The following is a 23,081-nucleotide window of genomic DNA, read 5'->3' on the forward strand; positions in this document are numbered from 1 at the left end:
GAGCCAACCATGCACGGAGTGATCCTTGCCCATCTGCGTCATTTCGTTACCGACCGCTATGGTCCGTCGGTATGGGATGACGTCAACCACCGAGCGGGCCTGACCGACTGCCTGCACGTACCGATTCAACTTTACCCGGACAGTCATCTGGAGGACCTGGTGGCGGCGCTGCAGTCGGTCACCGGGCTGCACCGTGATGATTTGCTGGAGGAATTCGGCGCCTGGGTGATCCCGCCCCTGATCAATATGTACCGGGCGATGATTCCACGGGAATGGGACGCGGTGGCGTTCCTGCTCAACGTGGAGGAACGCATTCACCAGCGGGTCATTCGTCTGAAGAACCCGGAGGCGACGCCGCCGCGCATTGATGTCCGTGAGCTGGAGCCGCGGGTGCTGCAGGTGGAATACCGTTCCCACCGGGATCTGAGCCTGCTGGCGCTGGGCTGCGTCCACGGCGTGGCGGCGTTCTACGGGGAGAAGGTGGAGATATTGGAGTCGGACCAGGTGGACGGCGGCGTGCGGCGCTTCGTGGTGCGCCTGGAACCCGCCGCCTGAACGTCGGGGATCAGGCGGCCAGAAGAGCCGCCGCTTCCTGCTTGATGCGGGCGACCATGGCACGCAGGCCGTTGCCACGGGTGGGGCTGAGATGGCCGAACAGGTCGATGTCCTGGAAGAAGGCGTCCATGTCCACCGCCGCGATCTGTTCCGGCGAGCGGCGGTTGAGGGCGGTGAGCACGATCGCCGCCAGCCCGCGCACGATGATGGCGTCGGAATCCACCGCCAGATACAGGCGGCCCTCACTGTCATCGTAGTCGGTGACCAGCCATACCTGGCTCTGGCAGCCGCGCACGAAGCGGTCTTCGGTGCGCAGGGTGTCCGGCAGTTCCGGCAGTTGCTTGCCGAGATCGATGATGTAGCGGTAGCGCTCTTCCCAGTCGTCCAGGAATTCCAGGTCGTCACGGACATCCTCGGCGGTGACGTTCTCACCGAGGGTGATGGCGCGAATATCGAAATCAGACAAGTTGAACCACCTTCTCAATTACTGCCGTCAGAACAGGCCCAGTTCCAGTTGGGCCTCTTCGGTCATCATATCCCGACTCCAGGGCGGGTCGAACACCAGCGCCACTTCCACTTTGTCCACATTGGGCACCTTGGCCAGCCGGTCTTCCACATCGCCCACCAGGACCGGGCCCATGCCGCAGGTGGGGGCGGTGAGTGTCATGCGTACCTGCACCACATTCTGATCGTTCCTGCGAATCACATCGCAGCCGTAAACCAGGCCCAGGTCGACCACATTCACCGGAATTTCCGGGTCGTAGATGGTTTTCAGCGTCTTCTGAAGATCCTCGTCCCGCACCGTACCGTCCGCTTCGGCGGCGTCGAAATCCAGCTCCAGCGGCTGCTGCCCGATGGCATCCGCGTCGGTACCGTCGATGCGCGCCATATTGCCGTTCACGGTCACCGTATAAGTGCCGCCCAGCGCCTGACGCAGGTTGACGAAGGTATTCTTTTTGATGGTGATGCGGGTGCCGTTGGGAACCAGCCGGGCGGGTACGTCCCGGCTGACCACCACGGTGCGTTGCTCTGAGGTGGAGGGTACGCTGGTCAAGACCTTCAGACCTCGTGCACGGTGAAGCTTTCACCGCAGCCGCATTCGCCGGTGGCGTTGGGGTTGCGGAACTTGAACAGGCTGTTGACGCCCTCGGTGACGTAATCGATTTCGAGACCGTTGAGCATCACCAGCCATTTTTCCGGCACATAGAGCGCAATGCCGTCGATGTCGAAGCGCTTGTCGCCCTCGCGCGGTTCGTCGACGAAGTCGAGCACGTACATGTAACCGGAGCAGCCGGACTCATCCAGGTTCAAGCGGATACCGGCGGCCCCGGCGCGCTCGATCTCCTTGAGAGCCTGGCGGCGGGCGGATTCGGTCAGGTGAATTTGCGCCTGGCCGGGCACGAAAGTCTGTACCGTCATGACATCATCACCTATAAAAAAGAACGTACTTTGTGGAGCGCCTGGAACAGGACGTCCACCTCATCAAGGGTATTGTAGATCGAAAACGAGGCGCGCACGGTACCGGGGATGCCGAGGCTGTCCATCAGCGGCATGCAGCAATGATGCCCGGTGCGTACCGCCACGCCTTGCTTGTCCAGCAACACGCCGACATCGGCGGGGTGGGCGCCGTCCAGCAGGAACGACAATACACTGACCTTGGTGGCGGCGTTACCGATGATTTTCAACCCCGGGAACGCCTCCGCCTGCTCATGGGCGGCGCTCAACAGGGCCCGCTCATGGCGTGCCAGCGCGTCCCGGGCCTGCCCCTGGAGCCAGCGGATGGCCGCACCCAGGCCGACCACGCCGGCGATGTTCGGCGTGCCCGGTTCGAATTTGTACGGCAACTGATTCCAGGTGCTTTTCTCGAACGTCACCACTTCGATCATCTCGCCGCCGGTCTGGTAAGGCGGCATGGCCTCCAGTAACTCACGGCGGCCATACAGGGCGCCGATGCCGGTGGGGCCGAACAGCTTATGGCCGGAGAAGGCGTAGAAATCACAGTCCAGCGCGCGCACGTCCACCGGGAAGTGCGACACCGCCTGGGCGCCGTCCACCAGGGTGATGGCACCGGCGGCCCTGGCGGCGGCGATCAGCTCCGCCACCGGTGTCACCGAGCCCAGACTGTTGGAGACATGGGACAGCGCCACTATGCGGGTGCGCTCATTCAGCAGCTGGTGGAACGCCTCGGTATCCACACTGCCATCCTCACGCAGCGGAACCACTTTGAGGCTGGCGCCGGTGGCCAGGCAGGCCTGCTGCCAGGGCACGATGTTGGCGTGGTGTTCCAGGGTGGTGATCAGCACTTCGTCACCGGGCTTGAGCCGCTCGCGGCCGATGCACTGGGCCACCAGATTGATGCCTTCGGTGGTGCCCTTGGTCCAGATGATCTCCTCGCGATCGGCGTTGAGGAACGCCGCCACGGTATCCCGCGCCGCTTCGAAGTCCGCGGTGGCGCGGTCACTCAGGTAATGAGCGCCCCGGTGCACGTTGCTGTTGGTGCCCTGGTAGTAATCCCGTATCGCGTCGATCACCGCCCGCGGTTTTTGCGTGGTGGCGGCGTTATCCAGGTACACCAGCGGTTTGCCGTTGGCCTCCTGGTGGAGAATCGGGAAGGCGTCGCGCAGCGCGGAAACGTTCAGAGTCATGCCGCTTCCTCGTTGGCGCCGGGATATTGGCTCAATTCCCCCGCCAGCCACGGCTGCACCCACTGCGCCACGCTCTCGTCCGGCAGCGCCAGGATCAGTTCGTTGACGAAGCCCAGGCTCAGCATGCGCTTGGCTTCCGCCAGCGCGATGCCCCGGGATTGCAGATAGAACTGTTGGGCGGCGTCGAGTTGGCCGACGGTGGCGCCATGGGCGCACTTCACGTCGTCGTTGTAAATTTCCAGTTCCGGTTTGGTGTAGATCTCCGCGCCGGGGCTCAGCAGCAGGTTCTTGTTGCTCAGTTCCGCCAGGGTGCCCATGGCGCCCTCGTGGATGTGGATGCGGCCATTGAGGATCGCCTTGCCCTTTTCGCCGGCCAGACCCTTGAACACCTGATTGGAGGTGCAGTGTGGCGCGCGGTGTTCCACGCACAGCTGATTGTCGATGTGGCTTTGACCACGGGCCACGAACACGCCCTGCATGTTCAATTCGGCGCCGCTTTTTTCCAGCAGGGCACGTACGTCGTTGCGGCGCAGCCGGTTGCCGCCCATCAGCTGGTAACTGTCGATGCGGCTGACACCGGTCTGCCGGAACAGCAAGGTGCTGATGTGCAGGGTGTCTTCCCGCTCGCTTTGCAGCCGGTAGTGGGTGAGGCTGGCGTTGTCGCGGGCCTCGATCACGGTCACCGCGTTGTTCAGCACCGGGCCCTGGCCGATGTAATGCTCGATCAGGGTCAGCTTGCTGCCCGGATTCAACAGTACTTCCACCCGGGTCTGGCAATGGGCGGGCGCATCGCTGGCGGCGTGCAGCAGCAGGTGCAGCGGCGCGCTGACTTCGGTGTTGGCGGCCACTTCCAGAGTGATGGCGTCCGTCAGCGCCGCGCCGTTGTAGAGTGCGAACGGCGTCAGCAACTCGTCACGCTGTCCGGCCTGGCGATGCAGCGTCACGCCTTCCGGCAACTGGCTCAAGGCTTCCTGCAAGCGGCCGTTGCTCATCACCAGGCGATGAGCGGCCAGGTTCGGCAGCGGCTCGGGCAGGGCGCCGTCGGCGGCGGTTCTCAGATGGCCGTCGGTGAGCGGATGCAGGGAAGTGTATTTCCACTGCTCGGTTTTACGGTCGGGGAAAACGGCGGCCTCCAGGGCGATCAGGCTGTCGCCGCGCAGCGGCGCCAGCGCGCCCCCGGCTTCGGACCGGCGCGCGTTTTCCATCGCCAGGGTCTTCAGTTCGAGGCCCTGTTGTTTCGAAGGGAGGCTCATGCGGACTCTTCCTCGCCGGTCAGCCAGCCGTAGCCTTTCTGTTCCAGTTCCAGAGCCAGTTCCTTGCCGCCGGATTTAATGATGCGGCCATCGGAAAGCACATGGACGTGGTCTGGCACGATGTAATCCAGCAGGCGCTGATAGTGCGTGACCAGCACGATGCCGCGCTCCGGGCTGCGCAGGGAGTTGACGCCCCGGGCCACGGTTTGCAGAGCATCGATATCGAGACCGGAGTCGGTTTCGTCGAGCAGGGCCAGACGCGGCTCCATCAGCAGCATCTGCATGATCTCGTTGCGTTTCTTCTCGCCGCCGGAGAAGCCTTCGTTAACGCCGCGCTTGAGGAACTGAGCGTCCAGATTGACCTGCTTGCAGGCTTCGCGGGCCTTGCGCAGCAGCGTCACCGAGTCCCACTCTTCCTTGCCCTGGGCCTTGCGCACCGCTTCCAAAGCCGCTTTGAGAAATTCCATGTTGGACACGCCGGGGATTTCCACCGGGTACTGGAACGCTAGGAACAGGCCGGCCTGGGCGCGCTCCTCCGGTTCCAGCTCCGCCAGGTCGTGACCATCCAGAATGGCCTGGCCCCCGGTGATCTCGTAATTGTCACGGCCGGCCAGAACATTGGCCAGGGTGGACTTGCCCGAGCCGTTGGGTCCCATGATGGCGTGTACTTCGCCCGGGTTCACGGTCAGATCCAGACCCTTGAGAATGGCTTTGCCGTTGACGGCGGCGTGCAGATCACGAATTTCCAGCATGTAAATAACGCCTATAAATTAACTGTCTAAGACTTTCCCACAACGCTTCGCTGCGGAGGACGAGGCCTGGGGCCGGTTTTCGCTATTAACTGTTAACTATCAACTGTTAACTAACCAACTGCCCCTTCCAGACTCACTTCCAGTAGCTTGCCGGCCTCCACCGCGAATTCCATCGGCAGTTCCTTGAACACTTCCTTGCAGAAGCCGTTCACGATCATGGAAATCGCTTTCTCCGGATCGATGCCGCGCTGCCGGCACAGGAACAACTGGTCGTCGCTCACCTTGGAGGTGGTGGCCTCGTGTTCCACCGTGGCGCTGGGGTGCTTGGACTCGATGTACGGGAAAGTGTGGGCGCCGCAACGATCGCCCAGCAGCAGCGAGTCACACTGGGTGAAGTTGCGGGCGTTCTCCGCGCGTGGGCCCATCCGTACCAGGCCGCGATAAGCATTGGAGCTCTTGCCGGCGGAAATGCCTTTGGAAACGATGGTGCTCTTGGTGTTCTTGCCCAGGTGGATCATCTTGGTGCCGGTGTCCGCCTGTTGCGCGTGGCGGGTCAGGGCCACGGAATAGAACTCGCCCACGGCGTTGTCGCCACGCAGTACCACGGACGGGTATTTCCAGGTGATGGCCGAGCCGGTTTCCACCTGGGTCCAACTGATCTTGGCGTTGTCATGGGCGACGCCACGTTTGGTGACGAAGTTGTAAATACCGCCCTTGCCGTTCTCGTCGCCGGGATACCAGTTCTGCACCGTGGAATACTTGATCTCGGCGCCGGGCAGGGCCACCAGCTCCACCACCGCCGCGTGCAGCTGATTCTCATCACGCTGTGGCGCGGTGCAGCCTTCCAGGTAGCTGACGTAGCTGCCTTCGTCGGCGACGATCAGAGTGCGCTCGAACTGCCCGGTGTTGGCTTCGTTGATGCGGAAGTACGTGGACAGCTCCATCGGGCAACGCACACCCTTGGGGATGTAAACAAAGGAGCCGTCGGTGAATACCGCGGAGTTGAGCCCGGCGAAGAAGTTGTCGCTCTTGGGCACTACGGAGCCGAGATATTTCCGCACCAGCTCGGGGTGCTCCTGCACCGCCTCGGAAATGGAGCAGAAGATCACTCCGGCCTCACCCAGCTTTTCCTTGAAGGTGGTGCCAATGGAAACCGAGTCGAACACCGCGTCCACCGCCACCCCGGCGAGCATTTCCTGTTCGTGCAGGGGGATGCCGAGCTTCTTGTAGGTGTCGAGCAGTTCCGGGTCCACCTCATCCAGGCTTTTTGGCCGGTCTTCCATGCTTTTCGGCGCGGAATAGTAGGAGATGGCGTCATAGTCCACTTTCGGATAATGCAAGTGGGCCCATTCCGGCTCCGGCATTTCCCGCCATTTGCGATAGGCTTCCAGACGCCACTCCAGCAGCCACTCCGGCTCTCCTTTCTTGGCGGAGATGAAGCGGATGACGTCTTCGCTGAGCCCCGGCGGCAGAGTGTCGGACTCCACCAGGGTGGTGAATCCGGCCTCGTACTCGGAGCGGATGACTTTGTCCAGTTCGGCTTGGCTGCTCATAATCTCAGAATACCAGAGTAATTTAGTCAGGTATTATACGGGATCCGACGGCAGGGTGGAATCCAGAGTGGCGATGGGATCAATAGGCGGCGGCCCGAGGGCCTGAAACCGGCGCCAACGGTATCATATTTAGCCCCGGATGCGTATAATCCGCCGGTTTCAGGCCCCCGGATCGCGGCGAGGACCGCCCAGGCCGAGTCCACGGGCGTGACCGGCCGAATGGCGCGGGCGCCTATTCAACACAAGCAATGCAAATTCATGCAATTCTGGAGAAGACACAGCGATGTCAGTAGAGCGTACTCTCTCGATCATCAAGCCCGACGCCGTGGCCAAAAACGTCATCGGTGAGATCGTTGGCCGTTTCGAAAAAGCGGGCCTGAAGGTCGTGGCCATGAAAATGCTGCACCTGAGCCGTGAGCAGGCAGAGGGCTTCTACGCCGAGCACAAGGAGCGTCCTTTCTTCGGTGATCTGGTGGCCTTCATGACCAGCGGCCCGGTCATCGTGCAGGCACTGGAAGGCGAAGGCGCGGTACTCAAGAACCGCGATCTGATGGGCGCCACCAACCCGAAAGAAGCGGAAGCCGGCACCATTCGCGCCGACTTCGCCGAAACCATCGACGAAAATGCGGTACACGGCTCCGACTCCACCGAGTCCGCCGCCCGTGAAGTGAGCTATTTCTTCTCCGACGAAGAAATCTGCCCGCGCACCCGCTAAGGTGGTGGGTAAGCGCCTCGCCGCAGGGCGGGGCGTGACGCCGCCGCAGGAGGAAGCCATGAGTGCCCCGCAAAAGGTCAATCTGCTCGGTTTCAGCCGTGAGCAAATGGAAGCGTTCTTCCTCGAAATGGGGGAGAAGAAATTCCGTGCCCAGCAGGTGATGAAGTGGATCCATCACCATCAGGCGGACCATTTTGACCAGATGACCGACGTCGGCAAGGCGCTGCGCCAGAAGCTGACCGAAGTGGCGGAAATTCGTGGCCCCAAAGTGCTGCATGAAGGTATTTCCCGGGATGGCACCCGCAAGTGGGTGTTCGAGGCCGACGGCGGCGGCGCGGTGGAAACCGTGTTCATCCCCGATGGCCGCCGCGGCACCCTGTGTGTGTCCTCCCAGGTGGGCTGCGCCGTGGATTGCGGCTTCTGCTCCACCGGTAAACAGGGTTTCCAGCGCGATCTGACCAGCGCCGAGATCATCGGCCAGGTCTGGCAGGCGGGCCGCGCGTTTGGTCCACGCCGTAATCTGGGCGAGCATCCGATTACCAATGTGGTGATGATGGGCATGGGCGAGCCAATGCTGAACTACGACGCCGTGCTCACCGCCATGCGCATCATGAAGGACGATCTGGGTTACGGCATCGGCAAGAAGCGCATTACCCTGTCCACTTCCGGCGTGGTGCCGAAGATCGACCAGCTCAGCCGGGATCTGGATGTGGCGCTGGCGGTCAGTCTGCACGCGCCCAACGATGAGCTGCGCAACGAACTGGTGCCGCTCAATCGCAAATACCCGCTGGCGGAACTGATGGCCGCCTGCAAACGCTACAGCGACAATATTACTCACCGTCACAACACCATCACCATGGAATACGTGATGCTGCGTGACGTGAACGACAAACCGGAGCACGCCCGGCAGCTGGTCAAGCTGCTCAACGGCATTCCGGTGAAGGTCAACCTGATTCCCTTCAATCCCTTCCCCCACGCTGGCTATGAGCGCTCCCGGAAAAAAGACATCCTGGAGTTCCATAAATTCCTTAATGACCATGGCCTGCTGACCACGGTACGCACCACCCGGGGCGACGACATCGACGCCGCCTGCGGACAATTGGTGGGCACGGTGCAGGATCGCACCCGTCGTGCCGAACGTTGGAAAAAATCGGTGTTTCACCGCACCGAACAGGCCGATGGCAATGCGGCGTCTGTATGATAAAACGACATTTTTCTTTGGTTGTGGTACTGGCCGGAGGCCTGTGGCTGTCCGGCTGCGCGGTGGAGAGCAGTCGTAACAACGTCAAGGTGGATGATGCGGTCACCAGCCGTGTCGCCGCTGGTCTTCAATATCTTCAACAGGGCAATCCCAGCGAGGCCCGGCGACATTTTTCCCGGGCTCTGTCACTCAATGACAACAGTGCCAAGGCACACAATGCCATGGCCTTGTTGTATAACTACGAGCGCGATCCGGAGAATGAGGAGCGCCACTACAAGCGCGCCTTGCGGATCGACGGTGATTACGCGCCGGCATTGAACAACTACGGAACCCTGCTGTACAGCCAGGGTCGGTACCAGGAAGCACTCAAGCTGTTCGGCCGGGTCGCCAACGACCCCGGTTATGAAGGGCGGGGCAGTGCCTATAGCAATATCGGCCTGTGCCATCTGCGCCTGGACCAGCCGGAGCAGGCGAAAGAAGCTTTTATCAAGGCGCTTCGTCTGCAACCGCGATCCGTGACACCGAATCTGGAGCTGGCACGGCTGTATTATCAGGATCAGCGCTACGATCTGGGCTGGGACTATTACCAACAATACACCCAGCGGGTGGGTCGACAGGACCCCGCCGGGTTGTGGCTGGGGGTGCGGCTGGCCCACGCGTTGGGCCGTAAAGACCAACAATCCAGTTATGAGCTTGCGTTGCAGAATCTCCACCGGGGCTCCCGTGAATATCGGCTCTGGCAGGAGTGGCGCGACGCTCAGGAGGCACCTTAATGAGTGAGTCAGGGACGGAACTGCCCGGCGCCGAGTTGCGTCGAGTGCGTGAAGAGCGGGGTATGACCCGTGAGGAAGTGTCCGAACACCTGCACCTTTCGATGAGCTACCTTCAAGCTCTCGAGGAAGATGACTACGGGCGTTTGCCCGAGCCGCCCTTTATTAAAGGGTATTTGCGCAATTACGCCCGGCTGCTTGGCCTGCCCGGCGAGGAGCTGGCGTCCCGCTTTCAGCAGCATGTGAACCAGAACCGCCGGGAGCCGGCGCCCACCGAATCCGTGCACGAACCGCTGAGCGGCGGACGCGACTGGCGCTGGCCGTTGCTGCTGGTGTTGCTGATCCTGTTGCTGCTGGCTCTGGCATGGTGGTTGTGGCCCTCCGCCGGCGAGCCTGAGCCGGTGGGCACGCACCCCGATACGGTGGAAGAATCCGTGGTGCCGGAGCCGTCACCGGCGGCGCCGGCCGATACCGGGTCCGATACGGACCTGACTCCGACCCCGCCGTCGGAGCCCTTCCCGGACTCCGGAACGGTGACCCCGGAACCTGTCATGGAGCCGTCTTCCAATACGGAGGATAATGGCGTGGACAGTGGGGCCGAAGCCGTGGAGCCACAGGCGGGGACCCCGGAGCCGGCCGGTGAGGCCGCTACGGACAGCGCGGACAGCGAAACCGGAGCCGCGATGGCGGAAGCCAGCGGCGACCGGCTGGAAATGGCCTTTTCCCGCGAGTGCTGGGTCCGGGTCGTTGACGCCACCGGCAAGCGTCTGGTGGAAGGCGTGCAAAGCGCTGGTGATCGTGTGTCCCTCAATGGCCAAGCGCCTTATCGGCTGACCGTCGGCGACGCCGCCGCGGTCAGCGAGATGACGCTCAACGGCAAGACGGAAACCCTGCCCGGCAGCGGATCCGGCCAGGTGCTGCGTTTCTCTTTACCGTAGCCCCGTATTACCGTGGCCTCCGCGGCCGCCTAACGCTGTTGAATGCCCGGCCCGGTGCCGGGCAGCGATGAGTCGATCAGACGTTTCAGCTCTTCAGGAGTCAGTATGGAACCGGAAATTTCCATTCAACGCCGCAAATCCCGGCAGATTCATGTGGGATCCGTGCCCGTTGGCGGTGACGCTCCGATCTCCGTGCAGAGCATGACCAACACCGACACCTGCGACGTGGACGCCACGGTGGCGCAGATTCGCCGCCTGGAAGAGGTGGGGGCCGATATCGTGCGGGTTTCGGTGCCGACCATGGACGCCGCCGAGGCCTTCGGCAAGATCCGCAAACAGGTGCAGGTGCCGCTGGTGGCGGACATCCACTACGATTACAAGATCGCCCTGAAGGTGGCCGACGAAGGCGCCGACTGCCTGCGCATCAACCCGGGTAATATCGGGCGCGAAGACCGGGTGCGGGCAGTGATCCAGTCCGCCCGTGACCACGGAGTTCCGATCCGTATCGGGGTCAACGCCGGCTCGCTGGAAAAGGAGCTGCAACGCAAATACGGCGAACCCTGCAGCGACGCCCTGGTGGAATCCGCCATGCGGCATGTGGAGATCCTCGACCGCTACGATTTCCAGGAATTCAAGATCAGCGTCAAGGCCTCCAACGTCTTCATGACCCTGCAGGCCTACCGCAAGCTGGCCACCCAGGTGGAGCAGCCCCTGCACCTGGGCGTCACCGAGGCCGGCACGTTCCGCTCCGGCACGGTGAAATCCGCGGTGGCGCTCGGCGGTCTGCTGCTGGAAGGCATTGGCGACACCATCCGTATTTCCCTGGCCACCGATCCGGTGGAGGAGATCCGCGTCGGTTTCGATATTCTCAAGAGCCTCAACCTGCGCAAAAAAGGCGTCAACATCATCGCCTGCCCGAGCTGTTCGCGGCAGAACTTCGATGTGATCCAGACCGTCAACGAATTGGAGGCGCGTCTGGAGGACATCAACGAGTCGGTGGACCTGGCGGTGATCGGCTGCCTGGTCAACGGCCCTGGTGAAGCGCGGGAAGCCGATGTCGGCCTCACCGGTGGCACCCCTAACAATCTGTCCTACGAGGACGGCCAGAAAAGCCACCACGTCAAGCAGGAAGACCTGGTGAGTGAACTGGAGCGGATGGTGCGCGCCAAGGTGCAAAAAATGCGCGATGACGAAGCCAAGGGTATTATCGCGCGTAGTGAATAAAGAACGCCGGATGCCGAACGCCGGACGCTTGACGCCGAAAAGCGGCAAGTCTCCGGCGTTTGTTGTTTCCGGTCAGGTTTCAAGCGTCGGGCGTGCAGCGTCGGGCGTCGAGCGTTAACAAGGAGAACCGGTGGGTAAGAAGATCACCTCCATTCGCGGGATGAACGACATCCTGCCGCAGCAGACGCCGCTGTGGCAGTGGCTGGAAGATAAAGTGCGCGGGGTGCTGGCGGCCTATGGCTACCAGGAGATCCGCACGCCGATCCTGGAGCAGACCGATCTGTTCAAGCGCGGTATCGGTGAAGTCACCGATATTGTCGAGAAGGAGATGTACACCTTCGAGGACCGCAACGGCGACAGCCTGACCCTGCGTCCGGAAGGCACCGCCAGCTGCGTGCGCGCCGCCGAGGAGCACGGTCTGCTCTACAACCAGACCCAGCGGCTTTGGTACGCCGGGCCCATGTTCCGCCATGAGCGGCCGCAGGCTGGCCGCTATCGCCAGTTCCACCAGATCGGCGTGGAAACCTTCGGCATGGACGGACCGGACATCGACGCCGAGGTGATTCTGCTCTCCGCGCGCCTGTGGAAAGCCCTGGGCTTATCCGATCAGGTCACCCTGGAACTGAATTCCCTGGGAGACGCCGAAGACCGCGCCCGCTACCGTGATGCCCTGGTGGCCTACCTGCGCGAACACAGCGAGCGCCTGGATGACGACTCCCGCCGCCGGCTGGAACGCAATCCGCTGCGCGTGCTCGACAGCAAGGACGCCGGCACCCGTGAAGTGCTGGAACAGGCGCCGCGGCTGGAAGAATTTCTTAACCACGATGCCCGTGAGCACTTCAGCAAGCTGTGTGCGTTGCTCGAGGCCGCCGGGATCGAATACCGCCTCAACCCTTATTTGGTGCGCGGGCTGGACTATTACGGCAAAACCGTATTCGAATGGACCACCCAGGCTCTGGGCGCCCAGGGCACGGTGTGTGCCGGCGGCCGTTACGACGGCCTGGTGGCGCAACTGGGCGGCAAGCCGACCCCGGCGGTGGGCTTCGCCATGGGGCTGGAGCGGCTGATTCTGCTGCTGGAACAACAAAACCCGGAACTGCCGGCGCCGGTGGCACTCTATATTGCTGCCATGGGCGAAGTGCAGTCCCAGGCTCTGGCCCTGGCCGAGCGCCTGCGGGACCGGTTCCCCGGCGTCGGTATCGTCACCCACTGTGGTGGCGGCAGCTTCAAGAGCCAGATGAAAAAAGCCGACCGCAGCGGCGCCCGCTACGCGCTGATCCTCGGCGAGGACGAAGTGGCGCGCGGGGAAGTGGCGGTGAAACCGCTGCGTGAAGACGCGGAACAACAGCAATTGCCCGAGACCGACCTGGCCGACTGGCTGGCCGAACGTCTCGCAAGATCACAAGCGTAAGGAGAAACAGGGGTGGCCGATTACATCCGTGACGAAGAAGAACAAGCCGAGCGTCTGCGCAACTGGTGGCAGAAAAACGGCGTGGCCACGGTAGTGGTGATCGTACTGGCGGTGGGTTCCATGATCGGCTGGCGGCAATGGCAGCAGCATCAAAGCGTTGAAGCCGGCAAGGCCTCCGGCCTGTACGAGAAGATGATCGGCGCGATGCCGACGGGCGCCGGCGACGGCAATGCCGACGCGGTGAAAACCAACGCCGCGGCGTTGATCGACCAGTTCGCCGGCGGCAGCTACGCCGGTTACGCCCATCTGGCACTGGCCAAACTGGCGGTGCAGGACGGTGATCTGGACGAGGCCGCCAGCCAACTGCGTCTGGTGGTGGACAAACCCGCCACCAAGGAACTGGAACACGTGGCCCGTTTACGCCTGGTGCGCGTGCTGATCGCCCAGAACGAGCTGGATGCCGCCGGCAAGGAATTGGGCCGTACCTGGCCCGAGTCCATGCAAGGGCAGGCCCTGGAACTCAAAGGCGACGTCGCCAAGGCCAGGCAGCAATGGGACGAAGCACGGGACGCTTATGCTTCCGCACTGGAAGCCATGGGCGGCCAGGGGGGAAGTGACCGCGTGCAAATGAAACTGGATGACCTGAACCGTCAATCGTGAGATTTATGCAGCCTCTTAAAGCCTCCCAAGCCTCCGGCGGTCTGCGCCGCTCCCTCACCACGCGTGGCCTGGTGGCCCTGGTGGCGGGCGCGCTGGTGCTGACCGGATGCAGCAGCAACCCCAACGCCATCGAGCCCAATGATCTGCCGGACTTCGACAGTGCCTACAAGGTCAAACGGCTGTGGAAAGCCAATGCCGGCGACGGCATGGACGAGACCTCGATGAAACTGAGCCCGGCGGTGACCAGCCAGCAGGTGTTCGCCGCCGACGTTCATGGTCAGGTCTACGCGTTCAATCGCGAAGACGGCGACCGGCAATGGCGTAAAAAGACCGAGGATCGCATCTCCGGCGGTCTCTTCGCCGGCTACGGCAAGGTGTACTACGGCACCCGGGAAGGCGAAGCGGTGGCGCTGTCCGCCGAGGACGGCAGCGAATTGTGGCGCCGCCAGTTAAGCAGCGAGATCCTTTCCGCGCCCACCAGCACCGGCTCCCTGGCGCTGTACCAGACCATCGACGGCCGTATCCAGGCGCTCGATAGTGAAACCGGCGAGCCGCGCTGGGAATACGAGACCGCCATTCCCAATCTGATTCTGCTGGGCGGCACACAGCCGGTGGTCACCGCCGGGCGTGTCTACGCGGCGTTTTCCGGCGGCAAGGTGGTGTGCCTGGACGAACAGACCGGTTCGCCGATCTGGGAGCGCCGGGTGGCCGAGTCCACCGGCCGTTCCGAACTGGACCGTCTGGTGGACATCAATACCAGTCTGATCGTGGAGAACGGCGGCGTGTTCACCGCCACGTTCCAGGGCAAAGTGGCGGTGCTGGACTGGGAAAACGGCCGCCCCTACTGGGCCAAGGACATTTCCAGCCACCAGCGCCTCAGTTCCGATCTGGGCACGCTGTTCGTCAGTGATGACCAGGGCCTGGTGCGCGGCGTCGACCAGCGCAGCGGCACCTTCCTGTGGCAGCAGGACAAGCTCTATGGCCGCCGCCTCACCGGCACCGCGGTGCAGGACGACCTGGTGGTGGTCGGTGACTACGAAGGCTATCTGCACTGGATGGATCAGAGTGACGGCAAGCTGGTGGCCCGCTATCGCCATCGCGGCAAGCCCATTGTGTCCGCGCCGATCCGCCACGACGACGTCATCTACGTGCTTGGCAGTGAGGGCCGTCTGGCCGCCTACCGCCTGGAAGCCCGGGACTGATCCGGGACGCTCTTTTCACCCTCTCCCCTCAAGGGAGAGGGGAGACAAGACAGACCTTTCTATTCGGTCCCCTCTCCCTTGAGGGGAGAGGGTGCGTTTGAGGAAAGGCGAAGCCATTCCGACACCATCGTCCCAGCCATTGCCGATTAATTTGGCAACTTTCCCGCTAAGTTAATACCATAGCGCCCCAATATACCGTCAGAGTGCCGCATGAAACCGGTTATCGCCCTGGTGGGCCGCCCCAATGTGGGCAAGTCCACCCTGTTCAATCGCCTCACCCGTACCCGGGACGCCCTGGTGGCGGATTTTCCCGGGCTCACCCGTGACCGCAAGTACGGGGACGGCCGCATGGGCGATCGGCCCTATATCGTGGTCGATACCGGCGGTATCGGCGAAAGCGAGGAGGGCATAGACCGGCCGATGACCGATCAGGCCCTGCTTGCCGTGGGCGAAGCGGACGCCGTGCTGTTCCTGGTGGATGGCCGCGCCGGACTGACCGCCGCCGATCAACAGGTGGCCTCGGAGTTGCGCAAGCTGCCCAAGCCGGTGTTCCTGGTGGTGAACAAGACCGATGGCCTGGACCCGGATTCCGCCATGGCGGATTTCTACGCTCTGGGGCTGACCCAGGTGCTGCCCATCGCCGCCGCCCACGGGCGTGGCGTACGCGCGCTGATGGAAGAGGTACTGGCCGTCTTCCCCGAGCCGGAAGAAACCGGTGAAGAGGAAGAACCGGAAGATCCGGACACCGTGCGGGTGGCGGTGCTGGGCCGCCCCAATGTGGGCAAATCCACGCTGATCAACCGTATTCTCGGTGAAGAGCGGGTGGTGGTGTTCGATCAGGCCGGCACCACCCGGGACTCCATCGAAGTGCCGTTCGAACGCAATGGCCGGCCTTATGTGCTGATCGACACCGCCGGGGTGCGCCGCCGGGGCAAAGTCCACGAGACCATCGAAAAATTCTCCGTGATCAAGGCGCTGCAGGCGGTGGACGCCGCTCAGGTGGTGTTGCTGGTGGTGGATGCCCGTGACGGCATCAGTGACCAGGATCTGCACCTGTTGGGCTATGTGCTGGAAGCCGGCCGCGCCCTGGTGATCGCCATGAACAAGTGGGATGGCCTGGAAAGCGATCACAAGGACTGGGTCAAGCAGCAACTGGATCGCCGCCTGCAATTCGTGCCCTGGGCCAAAATAAAATTCATCTCCGCCCTGCATGGCACTGGCGTTGGCGACCTGTTCGGTCTGGTGGAGCGGGCCTGGGATTCCGCTTTCATCAAGATTGGCAGCAATGCCCTGACGCGCATGCTGGAAGACATCACCCATGCCCATCCGCCGCCCCGCAGCGGCCGTTTTCGCGCCAAGCTGCGGTATGCGCACCTGGGCGGCTCGAACCCGCCGGTGGTGGTGATTCACGGTAACCGTACTGATTCATTGCCCGTCAGTTACCGGCGTTATCTGGAGAACCGGTTCCGGGAACTGCTGAAAATCGAGGGATCGCCGATCCGGCTGGAGCTGAAATCCGGCGACAACCCCTACGAGGGGCGCAAGAACCCGCTGACCGATCGGCAAATCCGCCGTCGTCGGCGCATGATGAAGCACATCAAGAAATAACTCGGATTCTGATAGAAAAAACGGAGGACGCTGCCGTCGTGGGGACGGCAGCGTTCTGGATCAAGCGGGGGGGGAAGCACGGGGTGCGATACCACTGTGGAATGCGGCTCTGGTCCGCCGCCGTACTGGCTAGTACGGTGGGGCTGAGCCATGCCCAGGAAATGGCCGGCCCGGATATTCCCCGGGTGCTGACCCCGGCCCGCCTCGATCAGCCTCTCTCCGAAGTCCCCGCCAGCGTCACCATCATCACCCAGGACATGATCCGCGCCAGCGGCGCCCGGGAGCTGTATCAGGTCATGCGGCTGGTACCCGGCATGAGCGTGGCCAAGGCCGACGGCAATGTACCGTCGGTGTCTTATCACGGTACCCAGGCCCGTGATCATCGCCGCATGCTGGTGTTGCTGGACGGCCGCAGCGTTTACCGGCCAGGCCTGGCCCGGGTCAACTGGAACGATCTTGCCATCGCTCTGGAAGATGTGGAACGCATTGAAGTCACTCGTGGCCCGGCCGCCGCGGCCTACGGCGCCAACGCCTTTTCCGGGGTGATCAATATCATCAGCCGCGATCCGCGCGACAGCGAAGGCCAGGAAGCGCGCCTGCGCGCCGGCAACAACGGCATCCGTGACGCCTACGTCAGCAGCGGCTGGCACCATGGCAACGGCGCCTTCCGGATCTCCGTGGAAAGTCGCGGCGACGATGGCTACGACGCCGGTCTGCCGCCGATGGAGGATGGTGACGGCAAACGGGCCAACACCGTCAACGGTCGCGGAGTGTGGGAGCTGGATAACGGCGATGTGCTCAGCTTTTACCTCGGCGGCAGCCGTTCGAAACTGGAACGGGCACCGGAAAGCAGTCTTCGCGGGCTGGGCGACTACCAGCGTTTGGCGATACAGCGTGACGACAATGCCTTCGCCGGCATGGTGTGGGAGCGCCAGCTGTCCGACTGGCATCAACTGAAAGTCTCGGGTTACACCCAGTATTCCGATGAAAAATTACCGCTGACCATGTGCTACTTCGATCCGCTCACCGGACAGCACGGCGCCGGCGGCGGGTTGTTTTTCTCCAGGGAAATGCGGGATCTGTACTTGGCCAACGACGGCGACATCGGAGCCACGCTGGCTGCCGCGTCCAATGACCCGGCAGTGCAGCAGCGTTATGGCACCTTGCTGAGCAGCGGTGCCGACCGTTTTTGTGGCACCAGCTATCTGGACGTGCGCGAGCAGCGCTACGATCTGGAGATCCAGGACACCATTCAGATCAGTCAGTGGGCGCGGTTGGTGGCGGGGCTTAACCTGCGCTACGACCGGGCCAGTTCGCAAACCTACCTCAGCGGGACCGCCGATAACGTCAGCCGCCGTGCTTTTGCCAACCTGGCGCTGAAACCGCTGTCCCGGCTCACCGCCAATCTGGGCGGGTACTGGGAATACGATGATCTCAACGGTGAACACTTCACACCACGCATCGGCCTGTCCTGGCGACTGATGCCCGGACACCATTTGCGCTGGGTATACGCCCGCGGCCTGCGCTCGCCGGACGTCTATGAGGACCAGGCTCATTCCAACGCGCCGATCAGCCGGCTCAACGGGCCTTTCGGTGACCGCACCGCCGACTGGCTGGGTTGGGACCCGGCCTACTTCTTCGTCAGCGAACAGGCCGATGGCAATCTCAAACCGGAGCGCATCCGCTCCCGGGAGTGGGGCTACTACGGCCACTTCGGTGACGTGGAACTGGATGTGCGTTACTTCCAGGAAGAGCTCTGGGATCTGATCAGCGGTTCCATCAGCCCGGTCAACTTCGACGCCGATAACAGCGGGAAGGTCACTCATCGAGGCACCGAAGCGCAGCTCAGCTGGCGGCCCGGCGCGCGTCACTGGCTACGTCTCAGCGGTGCCCACATTCATACCCGCAGCAACAGTGCCACGGAATTACGCTTCGCCGCCCGTGACAGCGGCAGCGCCTTGTGGGAATGGCATGCGCTGCGGAACTGGTGGCTTTCCAGCGGTTATTACCTGGCGCGGGACTACAACAATCACCCTTACGAACGCCTGGATCTGCAACTGGCTTATCGCCGTGCCCTGGGCCCCACCCACCTGGAGGCCAGCCTGCTGGTGCAGCACTTCCTGGAAAACGAGCCGGTGGTGTTCGCGGAAAATCGCTACCGGGCCGATGAACGGTTCTGGTTAACCCTGGCTTTGCGGTTCTGACTATGACGGAGCGACGCCTTTTCCATAACGTCCGACTCTTCGCCTTCACCGGCGGGGAGCGGATTGGTGTCGCACCGCGGGGAGGTCACTGAGCGTGCGCTGGTCAAGGAAGGCCCGGATTCTGCTCGCAACCCTCGCGTTATATTCCCTGTCGGCGGCGGCCGACGACCCGCTGCGCGTGCGCGTGATCAGCGACCAGCCGCAGCAGCGCGGCGCCTTTCTGCTGGCCCTGGAGCAGGTGCCGCCCGTATTGCCCTGGAGTCTGGTGGAAAGTGGTGCCGACGTTACCCTGGCGTTGGGCGCCGCTCCGTTTCGACGCGCCGTGGAAGAGGGCGGGCCGGTGCTGGGTGTTTCGGTGCCGCCGGCGGTGGTCGATGAGGCCAGACGCCGGGAATGCCAGTGCAGCGCGATCTGGAGCGGGGTGGCACTGGAACAGCAGTTGCGCCTGATCGAAATCCTCTTTCCCGGTGTCAGCCGCGTTGGCGTTTTGTATGGCCCCGACAGCGCCTGGCAGCCGCTGCCTTCGGCGGCCACCGCTTCGCTGCAACTGGATTGGGTGCCGGTTTCCTCCGCCGCCGGCATCGGGCCGCTGTTGAGAAGGCACTTGCCGCAATGGGATTTGCTGTTACTGCCGGAAGACGAGACGCTGTTCAACGCCGGCACCGCCAAACTCATTCTACTCTCCGGCTACCGCCAACGCGTGCCCGTGGTCGGCCCTGGTCAGGGTTTCGTTAACGCCGGCAGTGTCGCCAGCGTTCATTCTTCTTTGCCGGCGCTGGCACGGCAGACATTGCGCTGGCTCGAGCAATGGCGGCAACAAGGGCACTGGCCGTCGCCGGATTTTGTCGAGGACAGCAGCATCAGCGTCAATGAGTACGTGGCACGCGCCTATAACCTGCCGCTTTGGGAACCCCGGGCGTTACAACGAAAATGGGAGGAACAGCCATGATGGCCCAGGGGGGGATTCGCCGGCAGTTGCGCTGGCTCGGTGTGATACCGGCGCTGATCATGCTGGTTCTGGTGCTGGTGACACTCACCTGGCAGCGCCTGCAGGACGCCGACAACGAAGTGCGTGAACTGGGTGGTTTCCTGGCCCGCCAACTGGCCGCCGCCGTCGAGTACGGCGTGCTCTCCGGCAACACTTCAGAGCTACGCCGTCACGCCAACATGGCGCTGCAACGCCCGGACGTGTACTACGTGGCGTTCCGTGACGAGACCGGCCAGGTGTTGTTGAGCGAGGGCCGGGCCACTGGCGACGGGCGCGGCGGACTGTTGGAATTCCGCGCGGGCATCTATCGGCAGCCGCTGTCCGGCTCTGAAACCGAGCGCTATGTGGATCCCGGAGACCGGGTCGGCGAAGTGGTGCTGGGGCTGGCTCCGGAACTGCTGGCGGCACGGCAAAAGGAAATCCTCGCCGCCAGCCTGGTGCCGGCCTTACTGGCGATGATGGTGGGCCTGGTGAGCGCCGGCTATCTGGCCCGCCGCATCGCTGAGCCGCTGTCCTATCTGTCCGGTCTGGTGCGGGTGATTCGCGGCGGTGATTACCGCGCTCGCGGTGACCACCATCTGCAGGGGGAACTGTCGGACCTGCAACGGGACATCAACGAACTGGCCTCCGGTCTGGAGCGCGCCCGCGCCGATCAGCAACGGGCCATGGGGGAATTGCGACAGGCTCATCGCAGCGCGCAGCAGGCCAGCCAGGCGAAAACCGATTTTCTGGCGATGATGAGCCATGAACTGCGCACCCCCATGAATGGCGTGCTCGGCATGCTGCAGCTGCTGGAAACCACCCGGCAAAACGAGGAGCAGCGCGAGTACACCCAGGCGGCGCTGGAATCCACCGGCCATCTGCTGGAAGTGATCAACGACATTCTCGATTTCTCGCGCATCGAAGCCGGGCGCATGGACATCGATCAGACCTTCTTCGCCCCCGGCCCGCTGCTGGAAAACTGCATCGGCACGTTCCGCTATGTGGCGCGCCACAAAGGCCTGTACCTGGAGCTGGAAGGGCTGGAGCAACTGGAAGGCTATGACCTGTATTCCGACCCCACGCGGCTACGGCAGATTCTCAGCAATCTGATCTCCAACGCGGTGAAATTCACCGAGCAGGGCGGGGTGCGGGTGACCATCCAGGCCGCTGCCGACGAGCACGGCCTGATGAACCTGTCGCTGTCCGTCACCGACACCGGCATCGGCATCTCCGACGCCCAGCGCGACCGCCTGTTCGTGGCCTTCTCGCAACTGGACGCGTCGCCGTCACGCCGTTATGGCGGCACCGGCCTGGGGCTGGCCATCGCCCGGCGCCTGGCGGAAATGCTCGGTGGCGATCTGGCCGTCAAAAGCCGGGCCGGGGAGGGCAGTTGCTTCACCCTGCGGTTGCGTGTGCGTGCCCGGGCCGCCGGGGAACAGGCCAGCGACGGCCCACGCATTGACGACGGCCACTTGCGCGGGCGCGCCCTGCTGGTGGAAGACAACCTGGTCAACCGCATGGTGGCGGCGCGCATGCTGGAAAATCTGGGGCTGGAAGTGGTCAGCTGCGGCGACGGCGAAACCGCGCTCAACACCATCCAGGGAGAAAACTTCGACGTGGTGTTGATGGACGTGCAAATGCCGGTGATGGACGGCCTGGAAGCGACCCGGGCGATCCGCCGCTGGGAACGGGCGGCGGGCCGCTCGCCGGTGCCGATCATCGCGCTCACCGCCAACGCCCTGGGAGAGGAACGGGAACGCTGCCTCGCCTCGGGCATGGACGACCACCTGGCCAAACCCTACCGCCGGCAATTGCTGGCGAAGTTGCTCAGTCGTTATCTGAAGACGGCAGAAGCCGGGTGACTTTGGATTCGAAGCGGCCATCCGCCAGCCGCGATTCCACGGTCTGGCCTTCCCGCAGGGTTTTCACCGAACGCAGCGGCTGGCCCTCGGCCAGCGTCAGCGAATAACCCCGGTCCAGCGTCGCCAGCGGACTGGCGGTGTGCAGCCGCCGGCCCAGCCCGGTGAGCCGCTGCTGCAACTGGCTGCGCCGGTGCAGCAACGGCACCGGCAGCCGCCGTTGCAGACCCAGCAGACGTTGCCGCTGCAGCGCCAGCCGCTGACGCGGGGACTGCTGCATCACTCGCCCTTTCAAGCGATCCAGCCGCGCCTGCAGCAGCGTCTGCTTGTGCTGCAGCGCCCGTTGCAGACGGGCCTGGTATTCGTCCACCTGCTGCCGGCGCTGTTCCAGCTCCCGTTGCGGGTGGCGCAACTGCAGCCGGTGGGCCAGCTGGCTCAGCCGTTGACGGCGGTATTGCAGCGTGCCGGCCACCGCCCGGTGCTGGCGGCGCTGCAACTGATCCAACCGCGCCAGAATCGCCTCGCCGTCCGGGCTCACCAGCTCCGCCGCCGCCGACGGCGTGGGCGCGCGCAAATCAGCGGCGAAATCCGTCAACGCCACATCTACCTCATGGCCCACCGCCGAGACGATGGGAATCGGGCAGGCCGCCACCGCCCGCACCAGGGCTTCATCGTTGAACGCCCACAGATCCTCCAGCGAACCGCCGCCACGGCCGATCACCAGCACGTCGCAATCCGCCCGGCGCACCGCCAGGTCCAACGCCCGGCACAGTTGCATCGGCGCTTCGTCGCCCTGTACCGCCGCCGGGTAGACCAGCACCGGAATGCCGGGACAGCGGCGTTTCAGCACCTGCACCACATCGCGCACCGCGGCGCCGCTGGGGCTGGTGATCACGCCGATGCGGCGCGGCCAGCGGGGCAGGGGGCGCTTGCGTTCGCTGGCGAACAGCCCTTCCGCCTCCAGTTTCGCCTTGAGCGCCTCGAACTGGGCCCGCAGCGCCCCTTCGCCGGCCTCTTCCATGTGCTCCACCACCAGCTGGAAACCGCCACGCGGCACATACAGCGTGACCCGGGCGCGCACCAGCACCTGCTGGCCGTCGCGGGGCTGGAAACGCAGCAACTGATTGCGATTGCGGAACATGGCGCCGTTCACCTGGGCGCGGTCGTCCTTGAGGCTGAAATACCAATGGCCGGAACGGGGGCGGGACAGATTGGACAGCTCCCCCTGCAACCAGATCAGCGGGAAACTGCCTTCCAGCAGTCCCTGGGCTTCCAGATTGAGACGGCTGATGGAATAGGGTTCGGTGCGTGATGAAGTCATGCCGCGCAATGTAAGCGCCCCCCGCCGCCGCCGCAAGCGTCGCGGCCCATGGATGTGGGAGCCTGCCCGCAGGCGAATCTTCCCAATCCCTGAATCTGTCAATTATTGTGGCATTCGCCCGCGGCGGACGGACCGCGATCCCCGATTGCCGCGAAGGACCGCCATACCGTATAATGCCCCGCTTAATTTAACGGAGCCTTTGGTCCGGTTTGACGTGGCGGCGCCCCATGACCGTCCGGT

At 63.5% G+C, this 23,081-nt stretch carries 21 protein-coding genes; 13 read left to right on the top strand and 8 right to left on the bottom strand.

Annotation, left to right across the window (positions count from 1 at the left end; genetic code table 11):
- The first annotated feature begins 9 nt into the window (after positions 1-9).
- Positions 10-555, top strand: a complete 546-nt coding sequence (locus MA04_RS03285) for a heme NO-binding domain-containing protein (protein ID WP_262459419.1) — start codon at positions 10-12, stop codon at positions 553-555.
- Positions 556-565: 10 nt separating this feature from the next.
- Here MA04_RS03285 and MA04_RS03290 read toward each other — a convergent pair whose 3' ends face one another.
- From MA04_RS03290 to sufB, 7 genes are all read right to left on the bottom strand, one after another.
- Positions 566-1,021: a SufE family protein gene (locus MA04_RS03290; RefSeq protein ID WP_262459420.1), complete on the bottom strand. Its 456-nt coding sequence runs from the start codon at positions 1,019-1,021 to the stop codon at positions 566-568.
- A gap of 27 nt (positions 1,022-1,048) precedes the next feature.
- Entirely contained in the window at positions 1,049-1,609 is a 561-nt protein-coding gene (gene sufT / locus MA04_RS03295; RefSeq protein ID WP_262459421.1) for a putative Fe-S cluster assembly protein SufT, read from the bottom strand.
- Positions 1,610-1,614: 5 nt separating this feature from the next.
- Positions 1,615-1,974, bottom strand: a complete 360-nt coding sequence (locus MA04_RS03300) for a HesB/IscA family protein (RefSeq protein WP_022995335.1) — start codon at positions 1,972-1,974, stop codon at positions 1,615-1,617.
- An 11-nt stretch (positions 1,975-1,985) separates the two neighbouring features.
- Positions 1,986-3,200 (bottom strand): aminotransferase class V-fold PLP-dependent enzyme, encoded by a 1,215-nt coding sequence (locus MA04_RS03305; RefSeq protein ID WP_316252568.1) that lies wholly within the window; start codon positions 3,198-3,200, stop codon positions 1,986-1,988.
- Positions 3,197-4,453, bottom strand: a complete 1,257-nt coding sequence (sufD, locus tag MA04_RS03310) for a Fe-S cluster assembly protein SufD (protein ID WP_262459422.1) — start codon at positions 4,451-4,453, stop codon at positions 3,197-3,199. Before sufD ends, MA04_RS03305 begins: the two co-directional genes overlap by 4 nt.
- Positions 4,450-5,205, bottom strand: a complete 756-nt coding sequence (gene sufC, locus MA04_RS03315) for a Fe-S cluster assembly ATPase SufC (protein WP_055100164.1) — start codon at positions 5,203-5,205, stop codon at positions 4,450-4,452. Before sufC ends, sufD begins: the two co-directional genes overlap by 4 nt.
- A gap of 110 nt (positions 5,206-5,315) precedes the next feature.
- Positions 5,316-6,758, bottom strand: a complete 1,443-nt coding sequence (sufB, locus tag MA04_RS03320; protein WP_262459423.1) for a Fe-S cluster assembly protein SufB — start codon at positions 6,756-6,758, stop codon at positions 5,316-5,318.
- A gap of 283 nt (positions 6,759-7,041) precedes the next feature.
- Here sufB and ndk point away from each other — a divergent pair, with 283 nt between their 5' ends.
- From ndk to MA04_RS03380, 12 genes are all read left to right on the top strand, one after another.
- Positions 7,042-7,473 (top strand): nucleoside-diphosphate kinase, encoded by a 432-nt coding sequence (ndk, locus tag MA04_RS03325; RefSeq protein ID WP_163122412.1) that lies wholly within the window; start codon positions 7,042-7,044, stop codon positions 7,471-7,473.
- Between the two features lie 58 nt (positions 7,474-7,531).
- Positions 7,532-8,674: a 23S rRNA (adenine(2503)-C(2))-methyltransferase RlmN gene (gene rlmN / locus MA04_RS03330; RefSeq protein ID WP_014993555.1), complete on the top strand. Its 1,143-nt coding sequence runs from the start codon at positions 7,532-7,534 to the stop codon at positions 8,672-8,674.
- A complete protein-coding gene (pilW, locus tag MA04_RS03335) occupies positions 8,671-9,447 on the top strand; it encodes a type IV pilus biogenesis/stability protein PilW (RefSeq protein ID WP_262459424.1) in 777 nt (258 codons plus the stop codon). Before rlmN ends, pilW begins: the two co-directional genes overlap by 4 nt.
- Positions 9,447-10,382, top strand: a complete 936-nt coding sequence (locus MA04_RS03340; protein ID WP_262459425.1) for a RodZ domain-containing protein — start codon at positions 9,447-9,449, stop codon at positions 10,380-10,382. The genes pilW and MA04_RS03340 overlap by 1 nt, the downstream gene beginning before the upstream one ends.
- Positions 10,383-10,487: 105 nt before the next feature.
- Entirely contained in the window at positions 10,488-11,606 is a 1,119-nt protein-coding gene (gene ispG, locus MA04_RS03345) for a flavodoxin-dependent (E)-4-hydroxy-3-methylbut-2-enyl-diphosphate synthase (RefSeq protein WP_163122421.1), read from the top strand.
- Between the two features lie 130 nt (positions 11,607-11,736).
- The gene (gene hisS, locus MA04_RS03350; protein WP_262459426.1) at positions 11,737-13,017 is read left to right on the top strand and encodes a histidine--tRNA ligase; all 1,281 of its coding nucleotides are present in this window, start codon (positions 11,737-11,739) and stop codon (positions 13,015-13,017) included.
- A gap of 12 nt (positions 13,018-13,029) precedes the next feature.
- Positions 13,030-13,677 carry a YfgM family protein gene (locus MA04_RS03355; protein ID WP_262459427.1) on the top strand — a complete coding sequence of 216 codons (648 nt, stop codon included), beginning with the start codon at positions 13,030-13,032 and terminating at the stop codon, positions 13,675-13,677.
- Positions 13,678-13,682: 5 nt separating this feature from the next.
- Entirely contained in the window at positions 13,683-14,879 is a 1,197-nt protein-coding gene (gene bamB, locus MA04_RS03360; protein WP_163122427.1) for an outer membrane protein assembly factor BamB, read from the top strand.
- Between the two features lie 210 nt (positions 14,880-15,089).
- Positions 15,090-16,487, top strand: coding sequence for a ribosome biogenesis GTPase Der (gene der / locus MA04_RS03365; RefSeq protein WP_163122430.1), 1,398 nt, complete (start codon positions 15,090-15,092; stop codon positions 16,485-16,487).
- Between the two features lie 101 nt (positions 16,488-16,588).
- Positions 16,589-18,691 (top strand): TonB-dependent receptor plug domain-containing protein, encoded by a 2,103-nt coding sequence (locus MA04_RS03370; RefSeq protein ID WP_262459428.1) that lies wholly within the window; start codon positions 16,589-16,591, stop codon positions 18,689-18,691.
- A 94-nt stretch (positions 18,692-18,785) separates the two neighbouring features.
- Entirely contained in the window at positions 18,786-19,640 is an 855-nt protein-coding gene (locus MA04_RS03375) for a type 1 periplasmic-binding domain-containing protein (protein ID WP_163122433.1), read from the top strand.
- The gene (locus MA04_RS03380; RefSeq protein ID WP_262459429.1) at positions 19,637-21,523 is read left to right on the top strand and encodes an ATP-binding protein; all 1,887 of its coding nucleotides are present in this window, start codon (positions 19,637-19,639) and stop codon (positions 21,521-21,523) included. Before MA04_RS03375 ends, MA04_RS03380 begins: the two co-directional genes overlap by 4 nt.
- Here MA04_RS03380 and xseA read toward each other — a convergent pair.
- Positions 21,489-22,841 carry an exodeoxyribonuclease VII large subunit gene (xseA, locus tag MA04_RS03385; protein WP_262459430.1) on the bottom strand — a complete coding sequence of 451 codons (1,353 nt, stop codon included), beginning with the start codon at positions 22,839-22,841 and terminating at the stop codon, positions 21,489-21,491. The genes MA04_RS03380 and xseA overlap by 35 nt on opposite strands.
- Positions 22,842-23,081 lie beyond the last annotated feature (240 nt).

This window comes from Alloalcanivorax balearicus MACL04 (assembly GCF_025532145.1).
In the GTDB taxonomy this organism is placed as follows: domain Bacteria; phylum Pseudomonadota; class Gammaproteobacteria; order Pseudomonadales; family Alcanivoracaceae; genus Alloalcanivorax; species Alloalcanivorax balearicus.

Excerpts from the sequence above, each read along its gene's own strand:
- MA04_RS03285 (WP_262459419.1), top strand. The coding sequence starts at position 10 with ATGCACGGAGTGATCCTTGCCCATCTGCGTCATTTCGTTACCGACCGC.
- MA04_RS03300 (WP_022995335.1), bottom strand. The coding sequence starts at position 1,974 with ATGACGGTACAGACTTTCGTGCCCGGCCAGGCGCAAATTCACCTGACC.
- MA04_RS03305 (WP_316252568.1), bottom strand. The coding sequence starts at position 3,200 with ATGACTCTGAACGTTTCCGCGCTGCGCGACGCCTTCCCGATTCTCCAC.
- sufD (WP_262459422.1), bottom strand. The coding sequence starts at position 4,453 with ATGAGCCTCCCTTCGAAACAACAGGGCCTCGAACTGAAGACCCTGGCG.
- sufC (WP_055100164.1), bottom strand. The coding sequence starts at position 5,205 with ATGCTGGAAATTCGTGATCTGCACGCCGCCGTCAACGGCAAAGCCATT.
- sufB (WP_262459423.1), bottom strand. The coding sequence starts at position 6,758 with ATGAGCAGCCAAGCCGAACTGGACAAAGTCATCCGCTCCGAGTACGAG.
- ndk (WP_163122412.1), top strand. The coding sequence starts at position 7,042 with ATGTCAGTAGAGCGTACTCTCTCGATCATCAAGCCCGACGCCGTGGCC.
- rlmN (WP_014993555.1), top strand. The coding sequence starts at position 7,532 with ATGAGTGCCCCGCAAAAGGTCAATCTGCTCGGTTTCAGCCGTGAGCAA.
- pilW (WP_262459424.1), top strand. The coding sequence starts at position 8,671 with ATGATAAAACGACATTTTTCTTTGGTTGTGGTACTGGCCGGAGGCCTG.
- MA04_RS03340 (WP_262459425.1), top strand. The coding sequence starts at position 9,447 with ATGAGTGAGTCAGGGACGGAACTGCCCGGCGCCGAGTTGCGTCGAGTG.
- ispG (WP_163122421.1), top strand. The coding sequence starts at position 10,488 with ATGGAACCGGAAATTTCCATTCAACGCCGCAAATCCCGGCAGATTCAT.
- bamB (WP_163122427.1), top strand. The coding sequence starts at position 13,683 with ATGCAGCCTCTTAAAGCCTCCCAAGCCTCCGGCGGTCTGCGCCGCTCC.
- der (WP_163122430.1), top strand. The coding sequence starts at position 15,090 with ATGAAACCGGTTATCGCCCTGGTGGGCCGCCCCAATGTGGGCAAGTCC.
- MA04_RS03370 (WP_262459428.1), top strand. The coding sequence starts at position 16,589 with ATGCGGCTCTGGTCCGCCGCCGTACTGGCTAGTACGGTGGGGCTGAGC.
- MA04_RS03380 (WP_262459429.1), top strand. The coding sequence starts at position 19,637 with ATGATGGCCCAGGGGGGGATTCGCCGGCAGTTGCGCTGGCTCGGTGTG.
- xseA (WP_262459430.1), bottom strand. The coding sequence starts at position 22,841 with ATGACTTCATCACGCACCGAACCCTATTCCATCAGCCGTCTCAATCTG.